General features: G+C 63.3%; 24 protein-coding genes. 3 read left to right on the forward strand and 21 right to left on the reverse strand.

Features of this window, described 5'->3' with window-relative positions; genetic code table 11:
* Positions 1-53: 53 nt before the first annotated feature.
* From leuC to rplS, 7 genes are all read right to left on the reverse strand, one after another.
* Positions 54-1463, reverse strand: a complete 1410-nt coding sequence (gene leuC / locus ASD99_RS24535) for a 3-isopropylmalate dehydratase large subunit (RefSeq protein WP_056585783.1) — start codon at positions 1461-1463, stop codon at positions 54-56.
* A 270-nt stretch (positions 1464-1733) separates the two neighbouring features.
* The gene (locus ASD99_RS24540) at positions 1734-2369 is read right to left on the reverse strand and encodes a class I SAM-dependent DNA methyltransferase (protein WP_056585778.1); all 636 of its coding nucleotides are present in this window, start codon (positions 2367-2369) and stop codon (positions 1734-1736) included.
* Positions 2370-2422: 53 nt separating this feature from the next.
* On the reverse strand, positions 2423-3235 hold the full coding sequence (locus ASD99_RS24545; protein WP_056585776.1) for an amino acid ABC transporter permease: 813 nt from the start codon (positions 3233-3235) through the stop codon (positions 2423-2425).
* Positions 3236-3354: 119 nt separating this feature from the next.
* Positions 3355-4152, reverse strand: coding sequence for a transporter substrate-binding domain-containing protein (locus tag ASD99_RS24550; protein ID WP_057145186.1), 798 nt, complete (start codon positions 4150-4152; stop codon positions 3355-3357).
* 176 nt (positions 4153-4328) lie between these two features.
* The gene (locus ASD99_RS24555) at positions 4329-4829 is read right to left on the reverse strand and encodes a MarR family winged helix-turn-helix transcriptional regulator (protein ID WP_057145187.1); all 501 of its coding nucleotides are present in this window, start codon (positions 4827-4829) and stop codon (positions 4329-4331) included.
* Positions 4826-5260 (reverse strand): organic hydroperoxide resistance protein, encoded by a 435-nt coding sequence (locus ASD99_RS24560; RefSeq protein ID WP_056585771.1) that lies wholly within the window; start codon positions 5258-5260, stop codon positions 4826-4828. Before ASD99_RS24560 ends, ASD99_RS24555 begins: the two co-directional genes overlap by 4 nt.
* 139 nt (positions 5261-5399) lie before the next feature.
* The gene (rplS, locus tag ASD99_RS24565) at positions 5400-5948 is read right to left on the reverse strand and encodes a 50S ribosomal protein L19 (protein ID WP_056585769.1); all 549 of its coding nucleotides are present in this window, start codon (positions 5946-5948) and stop codon (positions 5400-5402) included.
* Positions 5949-6276: 328 nt separating this feature from the next.
* Between rplS and ASD99_RS24575 the strand changes: the two genes are divergently transcribed.
* Positions 6277-7029 (forward strand): sulfite exporter TauE/SafE family protein, encoded by a 753-nt coding sequence (locus ASD99_RS24575; RefSeq protein ID WP_056585766.1) that lies wholly within the window; start codon positions 6277-6279, stop codon positions 7027-7029.
* On the opposite strand, the gene trmD is transcribed toward ASD99_RS24575, so the two are convergent.
* Together trmD and rimM are read right to left on the reverse strand one after the other, a co-directional pair.
* Positions 7011-7712, reverse strand: coding sequence for a tRNA (guanosine(37)-N1)-methyltransferase TrmD (gene trmD, locus ASD99_RS24580; RefSeq protein ID WP_056585764.1), 702 nt, complete (start codon positions 7710-7712; stop codon positions 7011-7013). The two genes, ASD99_RS24575 and trmD, sit on opposite strands and share 19 nt — an antisense overlap.
* The gene (gene rimM / locus ASD99_RS24585; RefSeq protein WP_056585762.1) at positions 7709-8308 is read right to left on the reverse strand and encodes a ribosome maturation factor RimM; all 600 of its coding nucleotides are present in this window, start codon (positions 8306-8308) and stop codon (positions 7709-7711) included. The genes trmD and rimM overlap by 4 nt, the downstream gene beginning before the upstream one ends.
* 129 nt (positions 8309-8437) lie before the next feature.
* Here rimM and ASD99_RS24590 point away from each other — a divergent pair, with 129 nt between their 5' ends.
* Positions 8438-9376, forward strand: coding sequence for a tyrosine recombinase XerC (locus ASD99_RS24590; protein WP_057145188.1), 939 nt, complete (start codon positions 8438-8440; stop codon positions 9374-9376).
* Positions 9377-9437: 61 nt separating this feature from the next.
* A complete protein-coding gene (locus tag ASD99_RS24595; RefSeq protein ID WP_057145189.1) occupies positions 9438-10508 on the forward strand; it encodes a TraB/GumN family protein in 1071 nt (356 codons plus the stop codon).
* A 10-nt stretch (positions 10509-10518) separates the two neighbouring features.
* On the opposite strand, the gene ASD99_RS35345 is transcribed toward ASD99_RS24595, so the two are convergent.
* From ASD99_RS35345 to zapE, 12 genes are all read right to left on the reverse strand, one after another.
* Positions 10519-10776: a DUF2867 domain-containing protein gene (locus tag ASD99_RS35345; RefSeq protein ID WP_320410784.1), complete on the reverse strand. Its 258-nt coding sequence runs from the start codon at positions 10774-10776 to the stop codon at positions 10519-10521.
* A 20-nt stretch (positions 10777-10796) separates the two neighbouring features.
* Positions 10797-11222 (reverse strand): hypothetical protein, encoded by a 426-nt coding sequence (locus tag ASD99_RS35350; protein WP_320410785.1) that lies wholly within the window; start codon positions 11220-11222, stop codon positions 10797-10799.
* Positions 11223-11838: 616 nt separating this feature from the next.
* Positions 11839-13269, reverse strand: coding sequence for a dihydrolipoyl dehydrogenase (gene lpdA / locus ASD99_RS24605; RefSeq protein WP_156389072.1), 1431 nt, complete (start codon positions 13267-13269; stop codon positions 11839-11841).
* A gap of 60 nt (positions 13270-13329) precedes the next feature.
* Positions 13330-14085, reverse strand: coding sequence for an SDR family oxidoreductase (locus ASD99_RS24610; RefSeq protein WP_057145190.1), 756 nt, complete (start codon positions 14083-14085; stop codon positions 13330-13332).
* Positions 14082-14600, reverse strand: coding sequence for a hypothetical protein (locus tag ASD99_RS24615; RefSeq protein ID WP_057145191.1), 519 nt, complete (start codon positions 14598-14600; stop codon positions 14082-14084). The genes ASD99_RS24610 and ASD99_RS24615 overlap by 4 nt, the downstream gene beginning before the upstream one ends.
* Before the next feature lie 58 nt (positions 14601-14658).
* Complete coding sequence (gene odhB, locus ASD99_RS24620; RefSeq protein ID WP_057145192.1) at positions 14659-15945, reverse strand: 2-oxoglutarate dehydrogenase complex dihydrolipoyllysine-residue succinyltransferase; 1287 nt, start codon at positions 15943-15945, stop codon at positions 14659-14661.
* Positions 15946-15994: 49 nt separating this feature from the next.
* Positions 15995-18982, reverse strand: a complete 2988-nt coding sequence (locus tag ASD99_RS24625; protein ID WP_056585746.1) for a 2-oxoglutarate dehydrogenase E1 component — start codon at positions 18980-18982, stop codon at positions 15995-15997.
* 126 nt (positions 18983-19108) lie between these two features.
* Complete coding sequence (gene sucD, locus ASD99_RS24630) at positions 19109-20011, reverse strand: succinate--CoA ligase subunit alpha (RefSeq protein WP_057145193.1); 903 nt, start codon at positions 20009-20011, stop codon at positions 19109-19111.
* 50 nt (positions 20012-20061) lie between these two features.
* Positions 20062-20433, reverse strand: coding sequence for a cupin domain-containing protein (locus ASD99_RS24635; RefSeq protein WP_057145194.1), 372 nt, complete (start codon positions 20431-20433; stop codon positions 20062-20064).
* Between the two features lie 4 nt (positions 20434-20437).
* Positions 20438-21631, reverse strand: coding sequence for an ADP-forming succinate--CoA ligase subunit beta (sucC, locus tag ASD99_RS24640; protein WP_057145195.1), 1194 nt, complete (start codon positions 21629-21631; stop codon positions 20438-20440).
* A 16-nt stretch (positions 21632-21647) separates the two neighbouring features.
* Positions 21648-22616, reverse strand: coding sequence for a malate dehydrogenase (gene mdh / locus ASD99_RS24645; RefSeq protein ID WP_056585738.1), 969 nt, complete (start codon positions 22614-22616; stop codon positions 21648-21650).
* A gap of 430 nt (positions 22617-23046) precedes the next feature.
* Positions 23047-24246: a cell division protein ZapE gene (gene zapE, locus ASD99_RS24650; RefSeq protein ID WP_057145196.1), complete on the reverse strand. Its 1200-nt coding sequence runs from the start codon at positions 24244-24246 to the stop codon at positions 23047-23049.
* Positions 24247-24291 lie beyond the last annotated feature (45 nt).

A 24291-nucleotide genomic window follows, 5' to 3' on the forward strand; every position in this document is an offset into this window, starting at 1 on the left:
AGCCGCAAAGCGGTCCGGGGCCTGGCATGTGTTCGAAGCTCGGCGCTCCAGAGTTACTTCCACTCGCGGATGTCGACGAAGTGCCCGGCGATCGCCGCGGCCGCCGCCATCGCTGGCGACACCAGATGGGTGCGGCCCTTGAAACCTTGGCGTCCCTCGAAATTGCGGTTCGAGGTCGAGGCGCAGCGCTCATGTGGCTTCAGCCGGTCATCGTTCATGGCCAGGCACATCGAACAGCCCGGCTCGCGCCAGTCGAAGCCGGCGGCGACAAAGATCTTGTCGAGGCCTTCGGCTTCGGCCTGTTCCTTGACCAGGCCGGAGCCCGGCACGATCATCGCATCGACATGCGGGCTGACCGTCTTGCCTTCGACCACCTTGGCGACGGCGCGCAGATCCTCGATACGGCCATTGGTGCAGGAACCGATGAAGACGCGGTCGAGCGTGATGTCGGTGATCTTGGTGCCTGGCGTCAGCCCCATATAGTCGAGCGCGCGCTGCTTGGAGGTACGCTTGTTTTCGTCAGTGATGTCTTCCGGGTTCGGCACGATGCCTTGCACCGACACGACGTCCTCGGGCGAGGAACCCCAGGAGACGATCGGCGGCAGCTTGGCCGCATCGAGCACGATCACCTTGTCGAAATGCGCGCCCTCGTCGGACTGCAGCGTCTTCCAGTATTCGAGTGCCGCATCCCAGGCCGCACCCTTCGGGGCGCGCGGCTTGTCCTTGACATAGGCGAATGTCGTCTCGTCCGCGGCGATCAGCCCGGCACGCGCGCCGCCCTCGATCGACATGTTGCAGATCGTCATGCGGCCTTCCATCGACAGCGCACGGATCGCCTCGCCGGCATATTCGATGACATAGCCGGTACCGCCGGCGGTGCCGATCTCGCCGATGATGGCCAGGATGATGTCCTTGGCGGTAACGCCTTCCGGCAACTGGCCGTCGACACGCACCAGCATGTTCTTGGCCTTGCGCTGGATCAGCGTCTGCGTCGCCAGCACATGCTCGACCTCGGACGTGCCGATGCCATGCGCCAGTGCGCCGAAAGCGCCATGGGTCGAGGTGTGGCTGTCGCCGCAGACGATGGTCATGCCGGGCAGGGTAAAGCCCTGCTCCGGACCGATGATATGAACGATGCCCTGGCGGATATCGTTCTCGGAATAATATTCGACGCCGAAATCCTTGGCGTTCTTGGCCAACGCCTCGACCTGGATGCGGCTTTCCTCGTTCTTGATGCCGAACTTGCGCTCGGGCGAGGTCGAAACATTGTGATCGACCACGGCCAGCGTCTTTTCCGGATGCCGGACCTTGCGGCCGGTCATGCGCAGGCCTTCGAAGGCCTGCGGGCTGGTCACTTCATGGACGAGGTGACGGTCGATGTAGAGCAGGCAGGTGCCGTCGTCCTGGCGGTCGACGACATGGTCGTCGAAAATCTTGTCGTAGAGGGTGCGCGGTGCGCTCATGTGCGTAAATCCGTCGATATGAGAATGGGAAAGAGCAGACGCCTGACTTTCGGCCCGGCGAAACGACCTGGACAGGTCGGCCTAGGATAGTCGGCTGGTCAACGCGCCGGACACGCGCGCGGAGAAGCGCGACGGCAGGCGTTTCCTGTCCTGCAGCACGAACCCCTTGTAGGCCGGATCGCCAAAAAGCTCTTCCATGGCGTGGCTCATACCAATGTTTTGGCTTGCCGGCAATTGCGGCGTGTCTTAGCAGAATCCAAGCCTCTCTACTCAGATCACTTCAAACACAAACGTCTTCACCAGCGCATCTGGCTCCGCGATCGCATAGCAGCGGAACCAGGGACTCTCCTCGACCGGTCGCCATCTCTCCGCTTGCGCCAGATCGTCGAACACGGCCTGAAAGCCGCCGCTTTCGAACACCTGGTCCCGCACGGTAAAGATGGCATGGCCGCCCTTGCGGGTTATGCGCACCAGTTCGTGCAGGCCGGAGGCCGGCGCATGGCTGATGGTGAACACGCCGGTCGAGAAGAAAGCGCGGAAATGACCATCCGACCATGGCAGATTCCTGCCGAGCATCGCCTGTTTCAACTCGCTATAGGCATTGCGGCTGCCGGCGATCTTCAGCATGTCGTCCGAGAGATCGAGCCCGGCAATGTCGCGGTAACCGAGCGCCTTCAGCGACGGACCCGACAGGCCGGTGCCGCAGCCGGCATCGAGCAAGGGGCCATCGCCCGCCGGCACATGGCGCGCTACCCAGGCGGTGATCAGGAACGGCAGGAGATAACCGAGCGAGGCGGTCTCGCTGTCGTAGGTCGCGGCCCATGCCGCATAGGCCTCTTCAAGCGCTTCCGGCGTGTCGGCCGTATAGACGGAATCCAGCGCTGCATTGGCTTTGTCGACGATCATGGGACCTCCTTCACGAGAATACCGAGGATCGTAGCGCTGTCTTCGCCGAAAAACTATTCCTCGTGCTGACGGCGCAGCCGCCGTTCCAGCGCCCGCAAGGCCAGGGACAGGCCTACCGTCAGGATCAGATAGACATAGGCGACGATCGAATAGGTCTCGAAGAAGCGGAACGAGCCGGCGGCATAGACCTTGCCCATCTGGGTGATGTCGGCGACGCCGAGCACCGAGACCAGCGAGGAATCCTTGACCAAAGCGACGAAATCGTTGCCGAGCGGCGGCAGGATGGTACGGATCGCTTGCGGGAACACGATCAGCCGGAAGCGCTGTGCTCGGCTGAGCCCGAGCGCCTTCGCCGCTTCGATCTGGCCTTTCTCCACCGCCTGGATGCCGGCTCGAAACACCTCCGAAATGAAGGCTGAATAGCCGATGGTCAGCGCCATGATGGCGCGCCACAACAGCGACACGTCGCGCACCAGCAGCTCGCCGAACAGGCCGGCGCTTTGCAGCGGCGCGGTCAGCGCGTTCCAGGCCGCGACGAAGGCCGGTGCCCCGGCAAAGGCGATCCAGAACAGCAGCACAAGGATCGGCACGCCGCGGATGATCTCGACATAGAAGCGCGCGATCTGGCGCATGAAGCGCGAACCGGACATTCCCATCAGCGCGATGCCGAGCCCGATGGCCGACGCCAGCACAAAGGCGATCACGGTGACGAAGATGGTGATACCGATGCCCTTGGCGACGGTGGCGAACACCTGGGCATAGAGGTTGCTGGTGGCCACGAAGACGGCCACCGCAATCGCGATGGTTACGGCAACGACAAGCCACCAGGGGAAGTCGGCCTTGGAGGAAGAGGCAGGCGTTGCCATCAGGCGAGGCCGGCCAAGCAGATGTCGGAGCGTTCCAAGGCGGCGGGACAGAGGGGGGTGTGCGAGCGCAGGGTCAGCGCAAATTCCTGTCCGTCACGCAACCCTCGCGACAAGACGAACTACTGCCCCATCTTGTAGTCAAGAAACCACTTCTTGTTGAGCGCATCGAGCGTTCCATCCGCCTTGAGCGCGGCGACCGCCGCGTTGACCGGCTTCACCAGGTCCGAACCCTTCGGGAAGATGAAGCCAAAATCCTCTGTGCCGAGCGGTCCGCCGATCAGCTTCAGCTTGCCCTCGGAGGCGTCGACATAGCCCTTGCCGGCGGTGCCGTCGGTCAGCACGACATCGACGTCGCCGGATTTCAGCGCCTGCACCGTCGCGCCGAAGGTCTCGAAGAGTTTGATGCGCGGGTTCTGCTCATTGCCGTCGAGCACGCTGTAGACGGCGGTATAGAATGGCGTGGTGCCGGCCTGCGCGCCGATCAGTCCGTCCTTGAAGGCGCCGAAGGTCTTGGCATCGGTGAAGCGGCTTTCATCGCCACGCACCAGCATGAACTGTTCCGAGCGCATATAGGGGTCGGAGAAATCGACCTTCTCCTTGCGGTCGTCCTTGATGGTGATGCCGGTCATGCCGATGTTGTACTGGTTGTCAGAAACCGCCTGGATCATCGCGTCCCAGGAGGTGTTCTGGTACTCGACGGTGAAATTCAGCCGCTTGGCGATCTCATTCATCGCATCATATTCCCAGCCGATCTGCTTGCCGGTCTTGGCGTCGATGAACTGCAGCGGCGGATAGGCGTTTTCGGTCACCACCACCACCTTCTTGCCGCCGAGGTCGGGCAAAGCCTGCGCGAAGGCGGCAACGGGTGCCAAGACGAGGGCAAGCAGGCCTGCCAGAAGCAGTTTCGATTTGGTCATGACACACTCCCCGGAAGATTGAAGGACCCGGGCATGGCCGGGCTTGCAGGAAAATCCGGCGCCGACTTTAGCTTTCCGCAAGCGTCATGCAAGACGGTCCGCTGCGTCAGCGCATGCGAAAACGGATTCCTGTGCCGCCAATTCCGGGATTCCAGGACGATCCTTGCGATCCGCCGTCAATCTCGGTCCGGCGCCGCGGCGCTGGCTTCACGCAAGCCATCGATCAGTCGGGTCAAGGTGTGATGCAGGGATTTCAACTCGTCGCCATCGAGCGACGAGTGGCAGCGCATCGCGGCCGACACCGCCTTGGCGCCCTCGCGTAGCGCCCGGCCCTGCTGTGTCGGTTCGACCAGCACCCGGCGTTCGTCGGCGGCGTCACGCCGGCGCGTCACCAGGCCATTGCCTTCCAGGCGCTTCAGCAATGGCGTCAGCGTTGCCGAATCGAGCCCCAGCGCATCGCCGAGTTCGCCGACGGTGCGCGGCGCATGCTCCCACAGCGCCAGCATGGTCAGATATTGCGGATAGGTCAGGCCGAGCGGCTCGAGCAGCGGTCGATAGAGCCGTGTCATCAGCCCGCTTGCCGAATAGAGCGCGAAGCACAGATGCTGGTCGAGCTTCGGTATCCCGGCGAAACCCGCCGGGACGTCGATGACATCGCTTGTCTGCTTCGTGGTCATGCTGCCTTTGCCGGAAGTGCCCTGGCCGATAGCGTCACTTCGATGTTGCCCTTGATGGCGTTGGAATAGGGGCAAATCTGGTGCGCCGCCGATAAAAGCGCTTCCGTCGCCGCCTGATCAAGACCTTTCGTTTCTGCCGCCAGGGAAACGCCAAGCACAAATCCGCCCTGCGCAATGCTGTGCAGGCTGACATTGGCCGTCACCGAAGCATCCTGCAGCGGCAGTTTCTGCTTGCCGGCGATGAAACGCATGGCGCTTTCGAAACAGGCGGCATAACCGGCGGCGAACAGCTGCTCGGGATTGGTGGCGCCACCCTTGCCGCCCAGTTCCTTCGGCATGGCAAGGTCGAGGCTGAGCAGGCCATCATCACTCTGGACATGGCCGGCGCGGCCGCCGACGGCGCGGGCTTGGGTGGAATACAATGCAGGCATCTCGCTTCTCCATTTAAATCGTTCACGATTTTTTAGTACACGATGCAAATCGAGTCAATTCAGATTTCCTTCCCAAGCCTTTTCCGGAAACGAAAAAAGGCGGCCGAAGCCGCCTTTTTGAACATGCTGGTCGAAAACCTTATTCGGCGGTGGCTGCTTCCGCTGCCTTGGCGGCTTCGGCTGCCTCGGCGGCGGCCTTCTTCTCGGCGGCGTCCTGGGCGGCCTTCTCGGCGGCCAGAGCCTCGGCGGCTGCCACCTTCTCGGCCTCGATGCGGGCCTTCTCGGCGTTCAGCGCATCGCGCTCCTCGTCGTTCAGCTTGCGGGCGCGCACGCCGGTGTTTTCCGAAATACGGGCCGACTTGCCGCGACGATCGCGCAGATAGTAGAGCTTGGCGCGGCGCACCTTGCCGCGGCGAACGATCTCGACGCCTTCGACCATCGGCGAATAGACCGGGAACACGCGCTCGACGCCTTCGCCGTAGGAAATCTTGCGAACGGTGAAGTTCTCCTGGAAGCCGGCGCCGGCGCGGGCGATGACGACGCCCTCATAAGCCTGGACGCGGGTGCGGGTGCCTTCGGTCACGCGGACCATGACGCGCACGGTGTCGCCGGGCTGGAATTCAGGAAGCTTGCGCTTGGCTTCGATCTTGGCGGCCTGTTCGGCCTCGAGCTGACGGAGGATATCCATCTCAAAAATCCACTTCTTGTTCTTCCGACAGTCAGAGCGTCCGACACTCGCCTTGCAGTTCCAATGACCGCTCGACTATGCCCTTTGTCTCTGAGACATTTGTCTTTGAAACATCGGGCAGGGGCGACTACACCGTCATTGTTGACGGGTCCGGCAGATTCTTTCTGGCCGGTACGGGCGGGCACATACAGCTATTTCGCCGCTTTGTCACGCCTTGGCCGCGCATTTTCTGCTTGCATGGCACCATCGTAATCCTGCCGTGCCGGGTTGCGTCGGTCCTGCAGGCTTCCTAAGCCTTATATAACACAGTTTTGAGCGGCCACATCCCATGTCTGTCTTCGATGCCATCCTGCTGTTTCTGGCGGGCTTTCTGTCAGGCGCCGCCAATGCGGTCGCCGGTGGCGGTACCTTCATCACCTTCGGCGCCATGACGCTGGTCGGCCTGCCGCCGATCGTCGCCAACGCCACCTCCTCGGTGACGCAATTTCCAGGCTACATAACCTCGACGCTCGCCTACTCGGCCGACATCAGGCATTTCTGGCGCGGCGCGCTGCTGCTGTGCCTGATCTCGGCGGCAGGCGCGCTGGCCGGTGCGCTGATCCTGCTGGCGCTCGACAATCCGTCGTTTCGCGCCCTGGTGCCGTGGCTGTTGCTGGCCGCGACAGCGCTGTTTGCCGCCGGCCCCTGGCTGAAGCCGGCGCCAAAACCGGGACACGAAGCTTCCGTCGGCTCACTCGCCGGTTCGCTCGCGCAGTTCGTCACCGCCATCTATGGCGGCTTCTTCGGTGCCGGCATGGGGGTGATGATGCTGGCGACGCTCGGCCTCACGCAAGCCGGCGACTACCACCGGCTGAACGCTTTGAAGAACATGCTGGCCATGGTCATCGCCGCTGTCGCGATCGTCGTCTTCGTCTCGGGTGGCGTCGTCGCCTGGCCACAGGCGATCATCATGATCCCGGGCGGCGCGCTGGGCGGCTATGCCGGCGTCTGGATCGCCAAGCGCGTGCCGCAAAACGCGGTGCGCGGCTTTGTCGTTGCCGTCGGCCTGTTCCTCGCCTTCTACTATTTTGCCAAGGGCTGAGCAGCGGCTAGCAGGTCCGGACGCCTCTCGGCTGTCAGTCTTTCTGACTCCGCCCGCCGCCATGCAGCGATCTTCTTGTGATTGCCGGAAATCAGCACCTCGGGAATCTCGCGCCCCTCGAATTCCTGCGGCCGCGTATAGTGCGGATGTTCGAGCAGGCCGTTTTCGAAACTCTCTTCCTCGCCCGACACCGCGTTGCCCATCACGCCGGGCAACAGCCGCACCACCGCGTCGAGCAGCACAAGCGCCGCCGGCTCACCACCTGAGAGGACGAAATCGCCGATGGAGACTTCCTCCAATCCCCGCGCCTCGATCACCCGCTGGTCGACGCCTTCGAAGCGGCCGCACAGGATGACGGCGCCCGGCCCGGCGGCCAGTTCCCGCACACGCGCCTGGGTCAGCGGTTTGCCGCGCGGGCTCATCAGCAGCCGAGGCCTCACATCGCCCTCCGGCGAAGCATGGTCTATGGCTTTCGCCAGAACATCGGCGCGCATCACCATACCGGCGCCGCCGCCGGCCGGCGTGTCGTCGACGGTGCGATGGCGGTCAGTGGCGAAGTCACGGATCTGGATCGCCTCCAGCGACCACGTGCCGGCCTCGAGCGCCCGCCCGGCCAACGACAGGCCGAGCGCGCCGGGAAACATTTCCGGGTAAAGCGTCAGCACCGAGGCCTTGAACGTCACCGGTTGCCCCCGGCATCGCTCGGTCCGCGCGGCCTGCCCTTCGGGTCGAAGTCTTCCTCGCGCGGGCCATCGCCGTCCTCGTCCTCGACCAGCCCGGCCGCCGCCGGGTCGACACGTACGAAGCCTTCGGCGATCGACACTTGTGGCACCGCGGCCTGTGTGAACGGGATCAGCACGCCCTTGCGCCCACCCAATGTCACGTCGAGAATGTCGCCGCCGCCGAAATTGTGCACCGCGACGACCTTGCCGAGCGCAGCACCCGTGTCGTCCCGGACTTCGAGACCGACGAGGTCGGCATGATAGAATTCATCCTCCTCGCCGTCGTCCGGCAGCATCGAACGGTCGACGAACAGCTCCGTGCCGGCCAGCGCCTCGGCGGCGTTGCGGTCGGCAACGCCCTTGAAGCGGACCACGACGACGGTGTTGGCCGGCCTGATGTCGATGATCTGGAAGGCGCGGCCGTCCCTGGCGTAGAGCGGGCCGTAATCGGCCAGCGCCAGCGGCTCACCGGTGAAGGTCTTCACCCGCAATTCGCCCTTGATGCCATGGGCGGCGCCGATCACGGCCATCTGGACAGGGTTCTGGGGCTTGCTCATGGCGGGACATCCTTTGGCTTTGCTCTAACGCTCCCCGATTGTCATTTCAATGACGCGCTCTTCACCGCTTCCTAACCCGGCTGCCGGAAAATGGCCGGGCATGCAGGAAACGAAGATCGGAGGCACGCCATGCAGGAATTCCTCATCCCGGCCAAACCCGATCTGCAGGCGGCACGCGAAAGCTGGCTGAAGATGCTCGCCCGCGAGCGCCGGCTGTCGCCGGAAACCGTCGAGGCCTACGAGCGGGACACGCGCCAGTTCCTGCATTTCCTCACCGGCCATTGCGGCGGCTCGCCCGGCATTTCGGACATCGCCAATCTGCGCCCGGCCGACCTGCGCGGCTTCCTCGCGGCGCGGCGCAACGCCGGTGCCGGCGCCCGCACGCTCGGCCGCGGCCTGGCCGGCATCCGCTCGCTGCTGCGTTTCCTCGAGCGGCGCGGCCTTGCCAATGCGGCGGGTGCGGCAGCCCTTCGCGCGCCGCGCCAGCCCAAATCGCTGCCCAAGCCGCTGACGGCGAGCGATGCAAAACATGTCGTTTCGATCGAGGGCCAACTGGCGGAAGAACCCTGGATCGCGGCCCGCAACGCCGCCGTGCTGACGCTGCTCTACGGATCGGGCCTGCGCATTTCCGAAGCACTTGGTCTGGCCGGCGCCGATCTGGCATCGGCGGCCGATACCGTGCTACGCGTCACCGGCAAGGGCGGCAAGACGCGGCTGGTGCCGGTGCTGCCAGTGGCGCTGCGGGCAATTGCCGAATACCGCCGGCTCTGCCCCTATCATCTCGAGCCGAAGGGCCTGTTGTTTCGTGGCGCGCGCGGCGGCCCGCTCAACCCGGCCATCGTCCAGCGCGACATGGCCAAGCTGCGCTCGGCGCTCAACCTGCCCAATACCGCGACGCCGCATGCGTTGCGCCATTCCTTCGCCACGCATCTGCTCGGCCGCGGCGGCGATTTGCGCACCATCCAGGAGCTGCTCGGCCATGCCAGCCTGTCGACGACCCAGATCTACACCGGCGTCGACACCGCGAGGCTGCTCGAAATCTACGAATCCGCCCATCCGCGGGCATGAAGCCTTCAATTTCGCAGTGCCGGTTAACCGTTTTGCCGCTTTTCGGTCCTAAGAAAGGGTCATGAAGCGCATCATTGCCATCGCCGACCGCGCAGCGTCCGTATCGCTGAAGCTGCTTGTTGCGCTCAACGTCCTGTTTTTCCTGTCGTTCCTCGCCGTCTTGCTGTTCGCGGCCGGCAGGGCGCATGCCGAAATGCCGACCTGCACCGGCGCCGACATGCTGTCAGCCTTGCAGAAGGACGACCCGGCGGCCTACCGCAAGATCGAGACGGAAGCGGCCGCAACACCGAACGGCAAGGGCCTGTTGTGGAAGCTGGAAAAGCCAGGCGAAAAGCCATCCTTCCTGTTCGGCACCATGCACATGACCGACCCGCGCGTCACCACGCTGCCGCCGGACGCGCAGAAGGCCTATGACGCTGCCGGCACCATTGTCATCGAAACCACCGACGTGCTCGACAAGCAGAAGATGATGGTCGCGATGCTCAAGGAGCCGGACCTGATGATGTTCACCGATAGCACGACGCTGGCGTCGTTGCTGTCGCCCGACGATGCGGCGGCCATGAACACAGCGCTCGACGCGCGCGGCATCCCGCCGGCGACCGTTGCCAAGATGAAGCCGTGGATGCTGTCGGCCATGATGGCACTGCCGGCCTGCGAACTGGCCCGTCAGTCCGGTGGCGCACCGGTGCTCGACGTCAAGCTGGCGGAGGGTGCAAAGGCTGCCGGCAAGCCGGTGGAAGGATTGGAGACGGCCGAAAGCCAGCTGCGCGCGATGGCCTCGCTGCCGCTGGCCTTTCACATGAAGGGCCTCGTCGACACGCTGAAGCTCGGCGACAAGGTCAACGACATCAACGAAACCATGATCGTACTCTACCAGCGCGGCGACACCGGCATGTTCTGGCCGCTGTTTCGTGCGGCTATGCCGGAAGGGCAGGACGACCCCGCGGGCTATGCGGCGTTCGAGGAAACCATGATCACCAGCCGCAACAAGGTGATGGTTGAGCATGCCGGGCCGATCCTTGCCAGGGGCAATGCCTTCATGGCGGTCGGCGCCCTCCACCTTCCCGGCCCCGAAGGCCTGGTCGAGGATTTTCGCAAGGCAGGTTACACCGTCACGCCTGTTGGGCTTTAGCTACTTCAGCTTACTTCGCCAGGATCTGAGCCAGCATCGCCGGAACGACGATCCGGTGAAACGGTATGACGATCGCGAGATAGGCGCGTCCGAGCCAATTGTGCGTTTTTACGATCGTCGACGCGGCCACTTCCTGCCGGCCCATGCCGAGATCCCTGACTTCGACCAAGACCCGGAAATCGAGATGCCGGTCATCGAGGCCAAGCACGACCTTGCCGGGAAACTGGCTGATGAGCGGAAATATCCCGAACCGTCCAGCCGGCAACACCGCAGGTTCCAGGCCCGTCTTCAGCCGGAATGGCCTGACGGCAAGGTTGGCAGCGCCACGAGCCTGCCGACCCAGCGCGGCGTTCGCCCCAAAGCCCGTTCTGCCGCGCCGAGTGCGGTCAACGAAAGACCTTCGGTGACCAGCACATAGCTGTCGGCGAACTGGGCGCCGGCAAGAGCGTCGTGAGGGTTGGGGACAATCTGCGCTGTGGAGTTCATAACGGCAAAATCCTCTGAATCGGCATAGCAGGCGCGCATCTGGCGCGCTGCATGGCGAAACGACGCCATTCCGGCTACGGAAAGGCAGGATTTTCCTTGTTTTTGGCGTTTTCCAACCCTAGCGTGAAACCAGTTCAATGATTGCGCGTTGAATGGTGTTGATTGATATTTTTCATCCACGGAGGACACTTTTATGGCGAACGCACCGAATCCAAACGATCCGTTCAATCCCAACACCACCAACACCACCATCAAGCAGAGTGGCGGCGGCGGTAGTGGCTGGCTGATTGCACTGGTCGTCGTTATTCTGGCGGTTGTCGCGTATTATGTTTTTGGAAGAAGTGGTGAGCATCCGGCACCTGCCGAGCCGCCGGCGGCCAGCACACCGGCCCCCGCGCCCGCACCGGCAGAACCGATGAAGCCCGCCGAACCTGCACCTGCAGAACCGGCGCCCGCACCGGCCCCTGCACCTGCGCCCGCACCGGCCCCTGCACCTGCGCCCGCACCGGCCCCTGCGCCGGCACCCGCACCGGCTAACTGATCGGCTCGATATCAAATACGAACGGCCCGCCGAAAAGCGGGCCGTTTTGTTTTGGGCAATGTCCCCTGAAAGGCCTTCCAGAAACTCGCTCCGGTGAGTCAGCTGGTGTGGTTTTCGAGAACCGGAGCGCAGCGGAAATTTGGGTCCGTGAGCAGCGCATGACCCCGAAAATCAGTCCGATTTTCGGAAAGGATCATGCGCCAATCAAAAAGTGTCACAGCGCCGCGCGTCCAAGAGGGACGCGCGGCGCTGTGAAAGCGGGCAAAACCTCGCCAGATGGCCGCCGGAGTTTATGAAAGGGCTTTAGATGTGGATTGGCTTGAAGAACGTCGCCAGCGCCGCCTCCTTCACCGCTTCCGACATCGTCGGATGCGCGTGGCAGGTGCGGGCGAGATCCTCGGACGAACCGCCGAACTCCATCAGCACCGCCGCCTCGTGGATCATCTCGCCGGCACCGAAGCCGACGATATGCACGCCGAGCACGCGGTCGCTCGTCTTGTCGGCGAGGATCTTCACAAAGCCGTCGGTGTGCAGCATGGCGCGCGCCCGGCCATTGGCGCTGAACGGGAACTTTCCCGCCTTGTAGTCGATGCCGGCCTTCTTCAGCTCTTCCTCGGTCTTGCCCACCGAGGCGATTTCCGGGCTGGTGTAGACGACGCTGGGAATGACGTCATAGTTCACATGGCCGGCCTGGCCGGCAATGGTTTCCGCCACCGCCACGCCCTCATCCTCGGCCTTGTGCGCCAGCATCGGCCCGGCGATGACATCGCCGATGGCAAAGATGCCGGGGACGTTGGTTCTGAGATGACCGTCGGTCTTCACCCGGCCGCGCTCGTCGACCTCGACGCCGGCTTCCTTCAGGCCAAGACTGTCCGCATAGGCGCGGCGGCCGGTCGCGATCAGCACGGCATCGGCCTCGATCGTTTCGGCGGCACCGCCCTTGACCGGTTCGAAGGTGACGGCGGCACCTTTCTTGGCCTTGGCGACGCCGGTGACCTTGGCACCGAGCTTGAACTCGAAACCCTGTTTGCCCAAAAGCCGCTGGAACTGCTTGGAGACCTCGCCGTCCATGCCGCCCAGGATGGTGTCGAGGAACTCGACCACGGTGACCTTGGCGCCGAGCCGCGCCCACACCGAGCCGAGTTCAAGCCCGATGACACCGCCGCCGACCACCACCAGGTGGCCAGGCACCTTGTCCAGCGACAATGCGCCGGTCGACGACACGATCACCTTCTCGTCGATATCGACCTTGACGCCGGGAATGCCGCCGACATGCGAGCCGGTGGCGATGACGATGTTCTTGGTCTCGATCTCCTCGACCTTGCCGTCATCGCCGGTCACCGAGACCTTGCCGGCCGCGATCACCTTGCCGGTGCCGCGGAAACTATCGATCTTATTCTTCTTGAACAGGAAGGCGACGCCGTTGACGTTCGACGACACCGTCGCGTCCTTGTGCGCCATCATCTTCTTCAAGTTCAGCTTCGGCGCAGATATCTCGACGCCGAGCGTATCGAAGGAATGGCCGGCCTCGGCGAACATTTCGGAGGCATAGAGCAGTGCCTTGGACGGAATACAGCCGATGTTGAGGCAGGTGCCGCCGAAGGTCGCGTTCTTCTCGACCACCGCAACCTTCAGCCCGAGCTGCGCCGCCTTGATGGCGCAGACATAGCCGCCCGGTCCCGATCCGATGATAACGACGTCGTAAGCCATGATACTGTCCTTCTGTTTGAGCATGGTGCCGAAAAGTGTGACGCGGTTTTCGGATAACATCATGCTCGATCTGCTTGAGAGCGCTCAGCGGCCGCCGCTTACATTCAGGATTGCGCCCGTCGTATAGGACGCGGCGTCGGAGAGAAGATAGAGAACCGCGCCCGCAACTTCATCAGCCTTGCCCGCTCTTTTCATCGGCAGCAGGTCGCGAAACCGCTCTACCCGGTCCGGCTGCCCGCCGGAAGCGTGGATGTCCGTGTCGATGATGCCCGGCCGCACCGCATTGACGCGGATGCCTTCCAGCGCCACCTCGCGGGCGAGCCCGATGGTGAACGTATCGATGGCGCCCTTGGAGGCGGCATAGTCGACATACTCGCCCGGCGAGCCCAATGTCGCTGCCGCCGACGAGATGTTGACGATCGATCCGCCCGACCCGCCATGACGGGTCGACATGCGCTTCACCGCCTCACGGGCGCAGAGGAACGAGCCGACCACATTGATGCGCATCATGCGCTCCAGCCGCGCGACATCCATTTCGTCGACGCGCGCCTTGACGTCGACGATGCCGGCATTGTTGACGAAGGCGTCGAGCCGGCCATAGGCGCTGTCGACAGCCTCGAACATGGCCACGACATCGGACTCAGCGCCGACATCGCCCTTGACGGCAAAGGCCTCGCCCCCGGCGGCCTTGATCTCGGCGACCAGTGCATTGGCGGCGTCCTGGTTCGAAGCGTAGTTTACCGCGACGCGATAGCCTGCCTTCGACCCGAACCGGCAGATCGCGGCGCCGATGCCGCGGCTGCCGCCGGTGACCAGCAACACCTTTTGCGTCCCGCTCATTCCTGGCATCCCTTCAAGGCAAAGACATCCCACGGCACTTTCGAAAATCCACTGCCGCCATAGGCGCTGGACTGCCGCAGCGACGGGCCGAGGTCCGGCAGGATCAGCATCTTCGGCGCCTCGACGCCTTCGGCCGGCAGCAGCCCGATGTTGCCCTTGTCATCCGACGTGTAGATGACGCCGTGCCAGGGCGTACAGGCGGCAAGCTCCTCGCCGGTGACGTCGCCCTCGGGGCATTTGGACATCAGCGCGCCGTTCGGCCGCGACACGCCCTCGTTCCACATGACGATGCCGTTGAGCACCACATTGTTGTCGAGGATCATGCGGAAGGTGTTGGTGACGGTCGCCGAGGTGCCGGTCGGCGTGAAATCGATCTCGCTGCCGCTCTGGGCGTCGCCATAGACGGCAAGCTCGATCGGGCAGGCAGCAAAGGCGCCGGTCGCGGCCAGCATCGCGCCAACAACGATCGATGCCGTCGAAAGCAGCCTGGAAAAGCCAAGGGAACGGGTCGTCATCCTGCCGCACAGATCCCTTCTTCCGGCACGCATTCCAACAGCCGGATCAGCACCAACCTTAGAGATCGAGCACCAGCCGCTCCGGATCCTCCAGGCTTTCCTTGACGCGGACCAGGAAGGTCACCGCTTCCTTGCCGTCGACGATGCGGTGATCGTAGCTGAGCGCCAGATACATCATCGGCCGGATCACGATCTGCCCGCCGACCACCACAGGCCGGTCCTGGATCTTGTGCATGCCCAGAATGCCCGACTGCGGCGCATTGAGGATCGGCGTCGACATCAGCGAGCCGTAAACGCCGCCGTTGGAAATCGTGAACGTCCCGCCCTGCATGTCGGCGACCGACAGCTTGCCGTCACGCGCGGCGATGCCCAGCCGGCCGATGTCCTTCTCGATCTCGGCGATCGACATCTGGTCGGCATCGCGCACGACCGGCACGACGAGGCCCTTTTCGGTACCGACGGCGACGCCGATATGGGCGTAGTTCTTGAAGATGATGTCGGTGCCGTCGATCTCGGCATTGACCGAGGGGATTTCCTTCAGCGCGTGGGTCACGGCCTTGGTGAAGAAGCCCATGAAGCCGAGCTTCACGCCGTGCTTCTTCTCGAACACGTCCTTGTACTTGGTGCGCAGCGCCATCACCGCTGACATGTCGACCTCGTTGAAGGTGGTCAGCATGGCGGCGGTCGACTGCGCTTCCTTGAGGCGACGCGCGATGGTCTGGCGCAATTTGGTCATGCGCACACGCTCCTCGCGCGACGCATCGTCGCCCGAGGACGGTGCGCGGACGGCAACCGGTGCAGGTGCCGGCGCGGCTTTGGGCGTCTCGGCCGGCTGCGACGGCGCGCCCTTGGAGATGGCGTCGAGCACGTCGCCCTTCAGCACCTGGCCGCGCTTGCCGGAACCGGAAACCTGGTCGACCGAGAGATTGCTTTCGGCGATCAGCTTGGCCGCGGCTGGCGCCGGCGGCATGCTGCGCGGCTCGACCGCGCCGGCGTCGCCGGCAATCTTGGCGGTCTCGGCCGCGGCCTGCTTGCCCGTCGATGCCGCATCCGGCGACGAGGCCTGCGATACCGCTTGCGGCTTGGTCGCGGGAGCGGCGGCCGCGCCACCTGCCGAAATCGACCCCAGCAAAGCGCCGACGCCGACAGTCTCGCCTTCCTTGACCGCGATCTCCGAAAGGATGCCGGCGGCGGCGGCGGGCACTTCAACCGTCACCTTGTCGGTCTCGAGTTCGACCAGTGGCTCGTCAGCGGCGATCGCGTCGCCAACCTTCTTGAACCATTTGCCGATGGTCGCTTCGGTGACGGATTCGCCGAGAGTGGGAACGCGGATTTCGGTAGCCATTGTGCCTGTCCGTTTCTTGTCGGTTCTGTTTTGTCAGCCGAGTTCTGTTCTATTCACCAAGCGCGTCTTCAAGCAAGGCGGCGAGTTGGGCGAGATGCTTCGACATCAGTCCGGTCGCCGGCGAGGCGGCCGCCGGACGGCCAGTGTAGCGCACCCGCTGATGCTTGGCGTCGATATGCGCCAGCACCCATTCCAGATAGGGGTCGATGAACGACCAGGCGCCCATGTTCTTGGGCTCCTCCTGGCACCAGACCATCTCGGCATTGCGGAAGCGCGACAGTTCGGTGATCAGCGCCTTGGCCGGGAACGGATAGAGCTGTTCGACGCGCAGCAGATAGATGTCGTTGATGCCGCGCTTCTCGCGCTCCTCGTAAAGGTCGTAATAGACCTTGCCCGAGCACAGCACGACGCGGCGGATCTTCGAATCCTTGGTGAGCTTGATCGCCTGGTTGGGGAGCAGCTGGGCGTCGTCCCACAGCAGACGGTGGAACGAGCTTTCGCCCGAAATTTCCGGCAGCGTCGACACCGCCCGCTTGTGGCGCAGCAACGACTTCGGCGTCATCAGGATCAGCGGCTTGCGGAAGTCTCGCTTCAGCTGCCGGCGCAGGATGTGGAAGTAGTTGGCCGGCGTCGTGCAGTTGGCCACTTGCATGTTGTCTTCGGCGCAAAGCTGCAGGAAGCGTTCGAGCCGGGCCGAGGAATGTTCCGGACCCTGGCCTTCATAGCCATGCGGCAAGAGACAGACGAGGCCCGACATTCTGAGCCACTTGCGTTCTCCGCTGGAGATGAACTGGTCGAACACCACCTGGGCGCCGTTGGCGAAGTCGCCGAACTGCGCTTCCCACAGTGTCAGTGCCTTCGGCTCGGCCAGGCTGTAGCCATACTCGAAGCCGAGCACCGCCTCTTCCGACAGCATCGAGTTGATGACTTCATAGCCGGCCTGAGCGGCCGAGAGATTGTTGAGCGGGATGTAGCGGGTCTCGTCGCGCTGGTCGTAGAGCACGGAATGGCGCTGCGAGAAGGTGCCGCGTTCGGAATCCTGCCCCGACAGGCGGATCGGATTGCCGTCGAGCAGGATGGCGCCGAAGGCCAGCGCCTCGGCCGTCGACCAGTCGATGCCTTCGCCCGACTCGATCGCCTGGCGGCGGTTCTCGAGGAAGCGGATGATCGTCTTGTGCGCCTCGAAATCCTTCGGCACCTCGGTCAGCTTCTTGCCGATTTCCTTCAGCGTCTTGACCGGCACGGCGGTCTTGCCGCGTCGCTGTTCGTCCTGATTGTCGGCCGTGCGCAGGCCCGACCAGGCGCCGTCGAGCCAGTCGGCCTTGTTGGGCTTGTAGTGCTGGCCGACTTCCCATTCGGATTCGAGATGCGCGCGCCAGTCGGCCTTCATCTGGTCGAACTCGGCCTGGGTGATGTGGCCTTCGGCAATCAGGCGGTCGGCATAGATCTGCACCGTCGTCTTGTGGGTGCGGATGTTGCGATACATGATCGGCTGGGTGAAGGCTGGTTCGTCGCCCTCATTGTGGCCGAAGCGGCGGTAGCAGAACATGTCGACCACAACAGGCTTGTGGAACTTCATGCGGAATTCGATCGCCACCTTGGTGGCGTGCACCACGGCTTCCGGATCGTCGCCATTGACGTGGAAGATCGGCGCCTCGATCATCTTGGCGACGTCGGACGGATATGGCGACGAGCGCGAGAAGCGCGGATTGGTGGTGAAGCCGATCTGGTTGTTGATGATGAAATGCAGCGTGCCGGCGACGCGGTGGCCGCGCAGGCCGGACAGGCCGAGGATCTCGGCAATCACGCCCTGGCCGGCGAAGGCGGCGTCGCCGTGCAACAGCAGCGGCAGCACCTTGGCGCGCTCTTCCAGCGGCACGATTTCCTCGCGGCTGCGGCCGAACAGGTAATCCTGCTTGGCGCGCGCCTTGCCCATCACCACCGGATCGACGATTTCCAGATGCGAGGGATTTGCGGTCAAGGACAGATGCACCTTGTTGCCGTCGAATTCGCGGTCCGACGAGGCGCCGAGATGGTACTTGACGTCGCCCGAGCCCTCGACCTCGTCCGGAGCAGCCGAGCCGCCCTTGAACTCGTGGAAGATGGCGCGGTGCGGCTTGGCCATCACCTGGGAGAGCACGTTCAGCCGGCCGCGATGCGCCATGCCGAGCACGATCTCCTTCATGCCGAGCTGGCCGCCGCGCTTGACGATCTGCTCCAGCGCCGGGATCAGCGCTTCACTGCCATCGAGGCCGAAGCGCTTGGTGCCCTTGTACTTGACGTCGATGAACTGCTCGAAGCCTTCGGCCTCGACCAGCTTCTGCAGGATCGCCTTCTTGCCGGTGGCGGTGAAGGTGATCTCCTTGTCGGCGCCCTCGATGCGCGCCTGGATCCAGGCCTTTTCCTCGGGATCGGAAATATGCATGAACTCGACGCCGAGCGTCGAGCAATAGGTGCGCGTCAGGATTTCCAGCATCTGCCGGATGCTGCCGAATTCGAGCCCGAGCACATTGTCGAGGAAGATCGGCCGATCGTAATCGGCTTCGGTGAAGCCGTAGTTTTCCGGCGATAGCTCGTTGTAGTCCTCGAGCGGCTTGGCGATGCCGAGCGGGTCGAGATTGGCGTGCAGATGGCCGCGCATGCGGTAGGCGCGGATCATCATGATGGCGCGCACGGAATCGCGCGTCGCCTGGTGCACGTCGGCATCGGAGAGGACGATGCCGTTGGTGACCGCCTTGTCCTTGACCTTCTTTTCCAGATGCTTCTCGACGATGCCCCAATTGCCGTCGAGCGCCGACACCAGTTCGCCATTGGCCTGCAGCGGCCAGGAGGGCTTCGCCCAGGAGGCGCCCTTGGCGTTCTTGCGCACATCGCCGGCGTCGTCCTTCAGCCCGGCGAAGAACTCCTGCCATTCGGGATTGACCGAGGCTGGATCGTCCTCATAGGCGGCGTAGAGCGCATCGATGTAATCGGCGTTGCCGCCATAAAGGAAAGAGGTGAGCGAAAACTGGTCGTTGGCCTGATCTTGTCTTGCCATTTTTGTCCGCGGAGCCTGGCTCCGTCTCCTTGTCAGAGCGAATAGTGAGTAGCGAATAGGAATTTTCCCTGTGGTCGCGCCGCTACTCTTTTTTCCCTATTCGCTATTCATTACTCGCTACTCACTTTAACCCTTGATCGCCTCGACCAAGGTCGTGCCCAGCCTTGCCGGCGAGGGCGATACCTTGATTCCAGCCGATTCCATCGCCGCGATCTTGTCTTCCGCGCCGCCCTTGCCGCCCGAAATCACCGCGCCCGCATGACCCATGGTACGGCCGGCCGGCGCTGTGCGCCCGGCGATGAAGCCGGCCATCGGCTTCTTGCGGCCACGCTTGGCTTCGTCCTTGAGGAACTGCGCGGCGTCTTCCTCGGCCGAACCGCCGATCTCGCCGATCATGATGATCGACTTGGTCTCGTCATCGGCGAGGAACATCTCGAGCACGTCGATGAACTCGGTGCCTTTGACGGGGTCGCCGCCAATTCCGACGGCGGTGGTCTGGCCGAGGCCGACATTGGTGGTCTGGAACACGGCCTCATAGGTAAGTGTTCCCGAGCGCGAAACAACGCCGACCGAACCCTTGCGGAAGATGTTTCCGGGCATGATGCCGATCTTGCATTCATTGGGGGTGAGCACGCCCGGGCAGTTAGGGCCGATCAGCCGCGAGGTCGAGCGGTCGAGCCGCGCCTTGACCTTGATCATGTCCATCACCGGTATGCCTTCGGTGATGCAGATGATTAGCGGGATCTCGGCCTCGATCGCTTCGAGGATGGCTTCGGCGGCACCCGCCGGCGGCACGTAGACGACGGACGCGTTGGCACCGGTCCTTTTCTTGCCCTCGGCGACGGTGGCGAAAATCGGCAGGCTCTCGCCCTTCGAGCCGGTCCACGTCTCGCCACCCTTCTTCGGGTGGATGCCGCCGACCATTTTCGTGCCGTGATAAGCCAGCGCCTGTTCGGTGTGGAACGTGCCGGTCTTGCCGGTCAGGCCCTGCACCAGCACCTTGGTGTTCTTGTCGACGAGGATGGACATGTGAGCCCTTTTCTAAAAGCCGTTGATCGAGGAAGGCTGTGCGGTCATGGTCAGAGCCGCTTCAGATCGGCGACGGTGAGGTCGCTCTTGGCGTTGCCGGTGTTCAGCGTCGTCGCCGGCTCGAACATCAGCACGACAGGCTCTTCGCTGAGCGAGCGCGGCCGATGCTCGACGGCGCGCGGCACGACGATGAACTCGCCGCTCGAGAGTTCCACCGTGCCGTCGCGAAAATCGATGGCGATGCGCCCGCGCAGCACGAGGAAGGCTTCGTCCTCATTGTCATGCGCATGCCAGTCGAAGACGTCGCCGAACTTGGCGATCTTGACCTGAGACTCGTTGACGTCGCCGGCGATATGCGGATCGAAGACCTTCTTGATCTTCTGATCCGCCGCCTCGACCAGGTTTATCTTGTGCGGAGGCACCAGATCAGCCCTTCACCGCCGCCACGATCTTCTTGGCCGCGTCGTCGAGATCATCGGCCGACACCACGTTGAGGCCGCTATCGTTGATGATCTTCCTGCCGAGCTCGGCATTGGTGCCTTCCAGGCGCACCACCAGCGGCACTTTCAGACCGACTTCCTTGACCGCGGCAATGACGCCCTCGGCAATGATGTCGCACTTCATGATGCCGCCAAAAATGTTGATCAATATGCCCTTGACCGCAGGATCCTTGGTGATGATCTTGAATGCCGCCGTCACCTTCTCCTTGGACGCACCACCGCCGACGTCGAGGAAGTTGGCCGGCTCGGCGCCGTAGAGCTTGATGATGTCCATCGTCGCCATGGCAAGGCCGGCGCCGTTGACCATGCAGCCGATATTGCCGTCGAGTGCGACATAGGCGAGGTCGTATTTCGACGCCTCAATCTCCTTCTCGTCCTCTTCGGTGGTGTCGCGCAGTTCGAGCACGTCGGGGTGGCGGAACAGCGCGTTGTTATCGAACGACACTTTTGCGTCGAGCACGCGCAGCCGGCCGTTCTTCATGACGATTAGCGGGTTGACCTCGAGCAGGCTCATGTCCTTCTCGACGAACGCCTTGTAGAGGATCGGGATCAGCACATCGCCGTCCTTGGCGGCATTGCCGTCGAGCTTCAGAGCGCCGTTGAGCGCCTTCAGATCGGCTGCGGTGACGCCCTTTTCCGGATCAATGGCGACGGTGATGATCTTTTCTGGCGTGTCATGAGCGACCGCCTCGATATCCATACCGCCCTCGGTCGAGACGACGAAAGCAACTCGGCCGACCGAGCGATCGACCAGGATCGACAGATAGAGCTCGCGTTCGATGTCGGCACCGTCCTCGATGTAGAGGCGGTTGACCTGCTTGCCGGCCGGGCCGGTCTGCTTGGTCACCAGCGTGTTGCCAAGCATCTCGTTGGCGTTGGCGACAACATCGGCCACCGACTTGGCCAGCCGCACACCGCCCTTGGCGTCCGGGCCAAGCTCCTTGAATTTGCCCTTGCCGCGGCCACCGGCATGGATCTGGCTCTTCACAACATAGAGCGGGCCGGGCAGCGCTTGTGCCGCGGCTTCCGCCTCGCTCGCCTTGAACACCGGCACGCCTTCGGCCACCGGCGCGCCGAAAGACTTCAGCAGCGCCTTGCCCTGATACTCATGGATGTTCATCTGGATTTGCTCCGGTTCACTTCGAGGCCAGCTGCGGCGCGATCTTGACGCAGGCCTCGGTCAGGCCCTGCACCGTCGCCACCGAACTGTCGAACATCTTCTGCTCGCTCTTGTTGAGGTCGATCTCGATGATGCGTTCGACGCCGCCGGCGCCGATCACCACGGGAACGCCGACATAGGTGTTCTTGACGCCATACTGGCCGGAGAGATACGCGGCGCACGGCAGCACGCGCTTCTTGTCCTTGAGATAGGCTTCAGCCATCTGGATCGCCGAGGCGGCCGGCGCATAGTAGGCCGAGCCGGTCTTGAGCAGGCCGACGATCTCGGCGCCGCCATCACGGGTGCGCTGCACGATCTGGTCGAGCTTTTCCTTCGAGGTCCAGCCCATCTTGATGAGGTCGGGCAGCGGAATGCCGGAAACCGTCGAATAACGGATCATCGGCACCATGGAATCGCCGTGGCCGCCGAGCACGAAGGCGGTGACATCCTCGACCGAGACCTTGAATTCCTCGGCCAGGAAATAGCGGAAGCGCGCGCTGTCGAGCACGCCGGCCATGCCGACGACATGGCTCTTGGGCAGGCCGGAAAACTTCTGCAGCGCCCAAACCATGGCGTCGAGCGGATTGGTGATGCAGATGACGAAGGCCTTCGGCGCGTATTTCTTCAGGCCGGCGCCTACCTGTTCCATGACCTTGAGGTTGATGCCCAAAAGGTCGTCGCGGCTCATGCCCGGCTTGCGCGGCACGCCGGCGGTGACGATGCAGACATCGGCACCCTCGATGCCGGCATAGTCGTTGACGCCGGTGAGGCGGCTGTCGAAGCCATCGACCGGCGACGACTGCGCTATATCGAGCCCCTTGCCCTGCGGGGTACCCTCGGCAATATCGAACAGCACCACGTCGCCGAGGTCCTTGAGGCCGATCATGTGGGCGAGCGTGCCGCCAATCATGCCAGAGCCGATGAGCGCTATCTTGTTGCGTGCCATGTGAGGATGTTTTCCCTTTGTCGGTAACGGCGCCATACGGCGTCGAGGAAGAGGCCGGAATGCTGCGGGAAACCGCGAATTTTCGCCGCACCCAATAGCGTTGGTGCAGGATAAATTCAAACGATTATTTCGAAGCCAGCATTTTCAATCGGTTAGAGTGATTGGGATTTACGTAAACGTCAAAGTTCGTAAGTTGAATTGAGAGAATTTACACAATGAAGATGGAAATCGTAAGGCTGGAAGCGGGCGATGACGTCCTTGTGATGTGGGTGGCCGAGGATGTGAGTTGAAGACGTCAGCGGGACAGCGCCCCCCCTTCGCGCCCCGCTCTGTCCTGCCGGACATCTTCCCCACGAGGGGGGAGATCGGCCGTCATCTCGGCTTTCGCCAATCGCTGACGTTGCAAGTGGGAGCGGAGTGCTCTCTGAGCCTAAGCCTGCGCCTGCTGCGCTTCTGGCGCCGCCTTCACCTTCTGCCGCTCGGCCCAATCCTCCAGCCAGTCGCGGCTCTGCATCTCGATCAGCCGTGATGCCGTGCGCTCGAATTCGAAGACCTCGACGCCGCGCTTGGCCACATAAAGCTGCGGTGGCGGCGCTTCGGCACTCACCACCAGCCGAACGTGATGGTCGTAGAGCGTGTCGATCAGAAGGATGAAACGCTTGGCCTCGTTGCGCTTGCCTTCGCCGAGCACCGGGATATGGTCGATGAAGACAGTCGAAAAGCGCCCGGCGATCGCCAGGAAATCGCGGGCTCCGAGCGGCTTTTCGCAGAGATCGGCGAAGGAGAACCGCGCCGCGTCACCGGCCGCTTGCGGCACGATCACGTGCCGGCCTTTGAGCGCCAGCGACGTCTGCGCCTCTGGCGCCCCGCGCGTCATGGCTTGCCAGGCCTCGTCGAGCACCTGGTCGGCCGCCGCATCGGCCGGCGTGACATAGACCGGCGTGCGGGCGAGCTTCTCCAGCCGGTAGTCCTTGTCGGCATCGAGCGCCAACACCTGTGCATGCCGCTCCAGAATGCCAATGAACGGCCGGAAAAGCTGGCGGTTCAGCCCATCGCCGTAAAGATTTTCCGGCGCCACGTTCGAGGTGGCGACCAGCACCACGCCGCCGGCAAACAGCGCCGAAAACAATCGCGACAGGATCATCGCGTCGGCAATGTCGGTGACCGAGAACTCGTCGAAGCACAGCACCCAGGCCTCCTCGGCAAGCGCCTTGGCCACCGGCGGAATCGGATCGTCTTCCTTCACGTCGCCATTCTTGCGCGCCTGCCGGTGCTTCTGGATACGGTCCTGCACGTCGGCCATGAAGTCGTTGAAGTGGACGCGGCGCTTGCGCCGCACCGGCAGCAAGTCGAAGAACATGTCCATCAGCATAGTCTTGCCACGGCCGACGCCGCCATGGATGTAAAGGCCCTTGACGCCCTCATGCGTCTCGCGCTTGCGGGCAAACAGCCAGCCCAGCGCACTCGACTTGTGCGCCAGCCGCTTGGCCGAGATCTCATCGATCAGCCGATCGAGCGCAGCCGCGATCCGCTCCTGCGCCGGATCGCGTTCGATCGCGCCGGTTTCCACCAGATGGTTGTAGCGCTGCCTGACGGTCGCATGGGTCTGGAGGCCGTCACGCAGATGCATCGGTCACGTCATTTGTTTTTATGCATGTCGCTGTCCCACAACCGG

The organism is Mesorhizobium sp. Root695 (assembly GCF_001428185.1).
Classification (GTDB): domain Bacteria; phylum Pseudomonadota; class Alphaproteobacteria; order Rhizobiales; family Rhizobiaceae; genus Mesorhizobium.

Bases quoted from the DNA above. Each gene is read 5' to 3' on its own strand.
- ASD99_RS24595 (WP_057145189.1), top strand. From the start codon at position 9,438: ATGAAGCGCATCATTGCCATCGCCGACCGCGCAGCGTCCGTATCGCTG.
- ASD99_RS24575 (WP_056585766.1), top strand. From the start codon at position 6,277: ATGTCTGTCTTCGATGCCATCCTGCTGTTTCTGGCGGGCTTTCTGTCA.
- sucC (WP_057145195.1), bottom strand. From the start codon at position 21,631: ATGAACATCCATGAGTATCAGGGCAAGGCGCTGCTGAAGTCTTTCGGC.
- rplS (WP_056585769.1), bottom strand. From the start codon at position 5,948: ATGGATATCCTCCGTCAGCTCGAGGCCGAACAGGCCGCCAAGATCGAA.
- ASD99_RS24590 (WP_057145188.1), top strand. From the start codon at position 8,438: ATGCAGGAATTCCTCATCCCGGCCAAACCCGATCTGCAGGCGGCACGC.
- ASD99_RS24610 (WP_057145190.1), bottom strand. From the start codon at position 14,085: ATGAGCGGGACGCAAAAGGTGTTGCTGGTCACCGGCGGCAGCCGCGGC.
- ASD99_RS24555 (WP_057145187.1), bottom strand. From the start codon at position 4,829: ATGACCACGAAGCAGACAAGCGATGTCATCGACGTCCCGGCGGGTTTC.
- rimM (WP_056585762.1), bottom strand. From the start codon at position 8,308: ATGAGCAAGCCCCAGAACCCTGTCCAGATGGCCGTGATCGGCGCCGCC.
- lpdA (WP_156389072.1), bottom strand. From the start codon at position 13,269: ATGCTCAAACAGAAGGACAGTATCATGGCTTACGACGTCGTTATCATC.
- sucD (WP_057145193.1), bottom strand. From the start codon at position 20,011: ATGTCCATCCTCGTCGACAAGAACACCAAGGTGCTGGTGCAGGGCCTG.
- mdh (WP_056585738.1), bottom strand. From the start codon at position 22,616: ATGGCACGCAACAAGATAGCGCTCATCGGCTCTGGCATGATTGGCGGC.
- ASD99_RS24615 (WP_057145191.1), bottom strand. From the start codon at position 14,600: ATGACGACCCGTTCCCTTGGCTTTTCCAGGCTGCTTTCGACGGCATCG.
- zapE (WP_057145196.1), bottom strand. From the start codon at position 24,246: ATGCATCTGCGTGACGGCCTCCAGACCCATGCGACCGTCAGGCAGCGC.
- ASD99_RS24550 (WP_057145186.1), bottom strand. From the start codon at position 4,152: ATGACCAAATCGAAACTGCTTCTGGCAGGCCTGCTTGCCCTCGTCTTG.
- leuC (WP_056585783.1), bottom strand. From the start codon at position 1,463: ATGAGCGCACCGCGCACCCTCTACGACAAGATTTTCGACGACCATGTC.
- ASD99_RS24545 (WP_056585776.1), bottom strand. From the start codon at position 3,235: ATGGCAACGCCTGCCTCTTCCTCCAAGGCCGACTTCCCCTGGTGGCTT.
- ASD99_RS24625 (WP_056585746.1), bottom strand. From the start codon at position 18,982: ATGGCAAGACAAGATCAGGCCAACGACCAGTTTTCGCTCACCTCTTTC.
- odhB (WP_057145192.1), bottom strand. From the start codon at position 15,945: ATGGCTACCGAAATCCGCGTTCCCACTCTCGGCGAATCCGTCACCGAA.
- ASD99_RS24540 (WP_056585778.1), bottom strand. From the start codon at position 2,369: ATGATCGTCGACAAAGCCAATGCAGCGCTGGATTCCGTCTATACGGCC.
- ASD99_RS24560 (WP_056585771.1), bottom strand. From the start codon at position 5,260: ATGCCTGCATTGTATTCCACCCAAGCCCGCGCCGTCGGCGGCCGCGCC.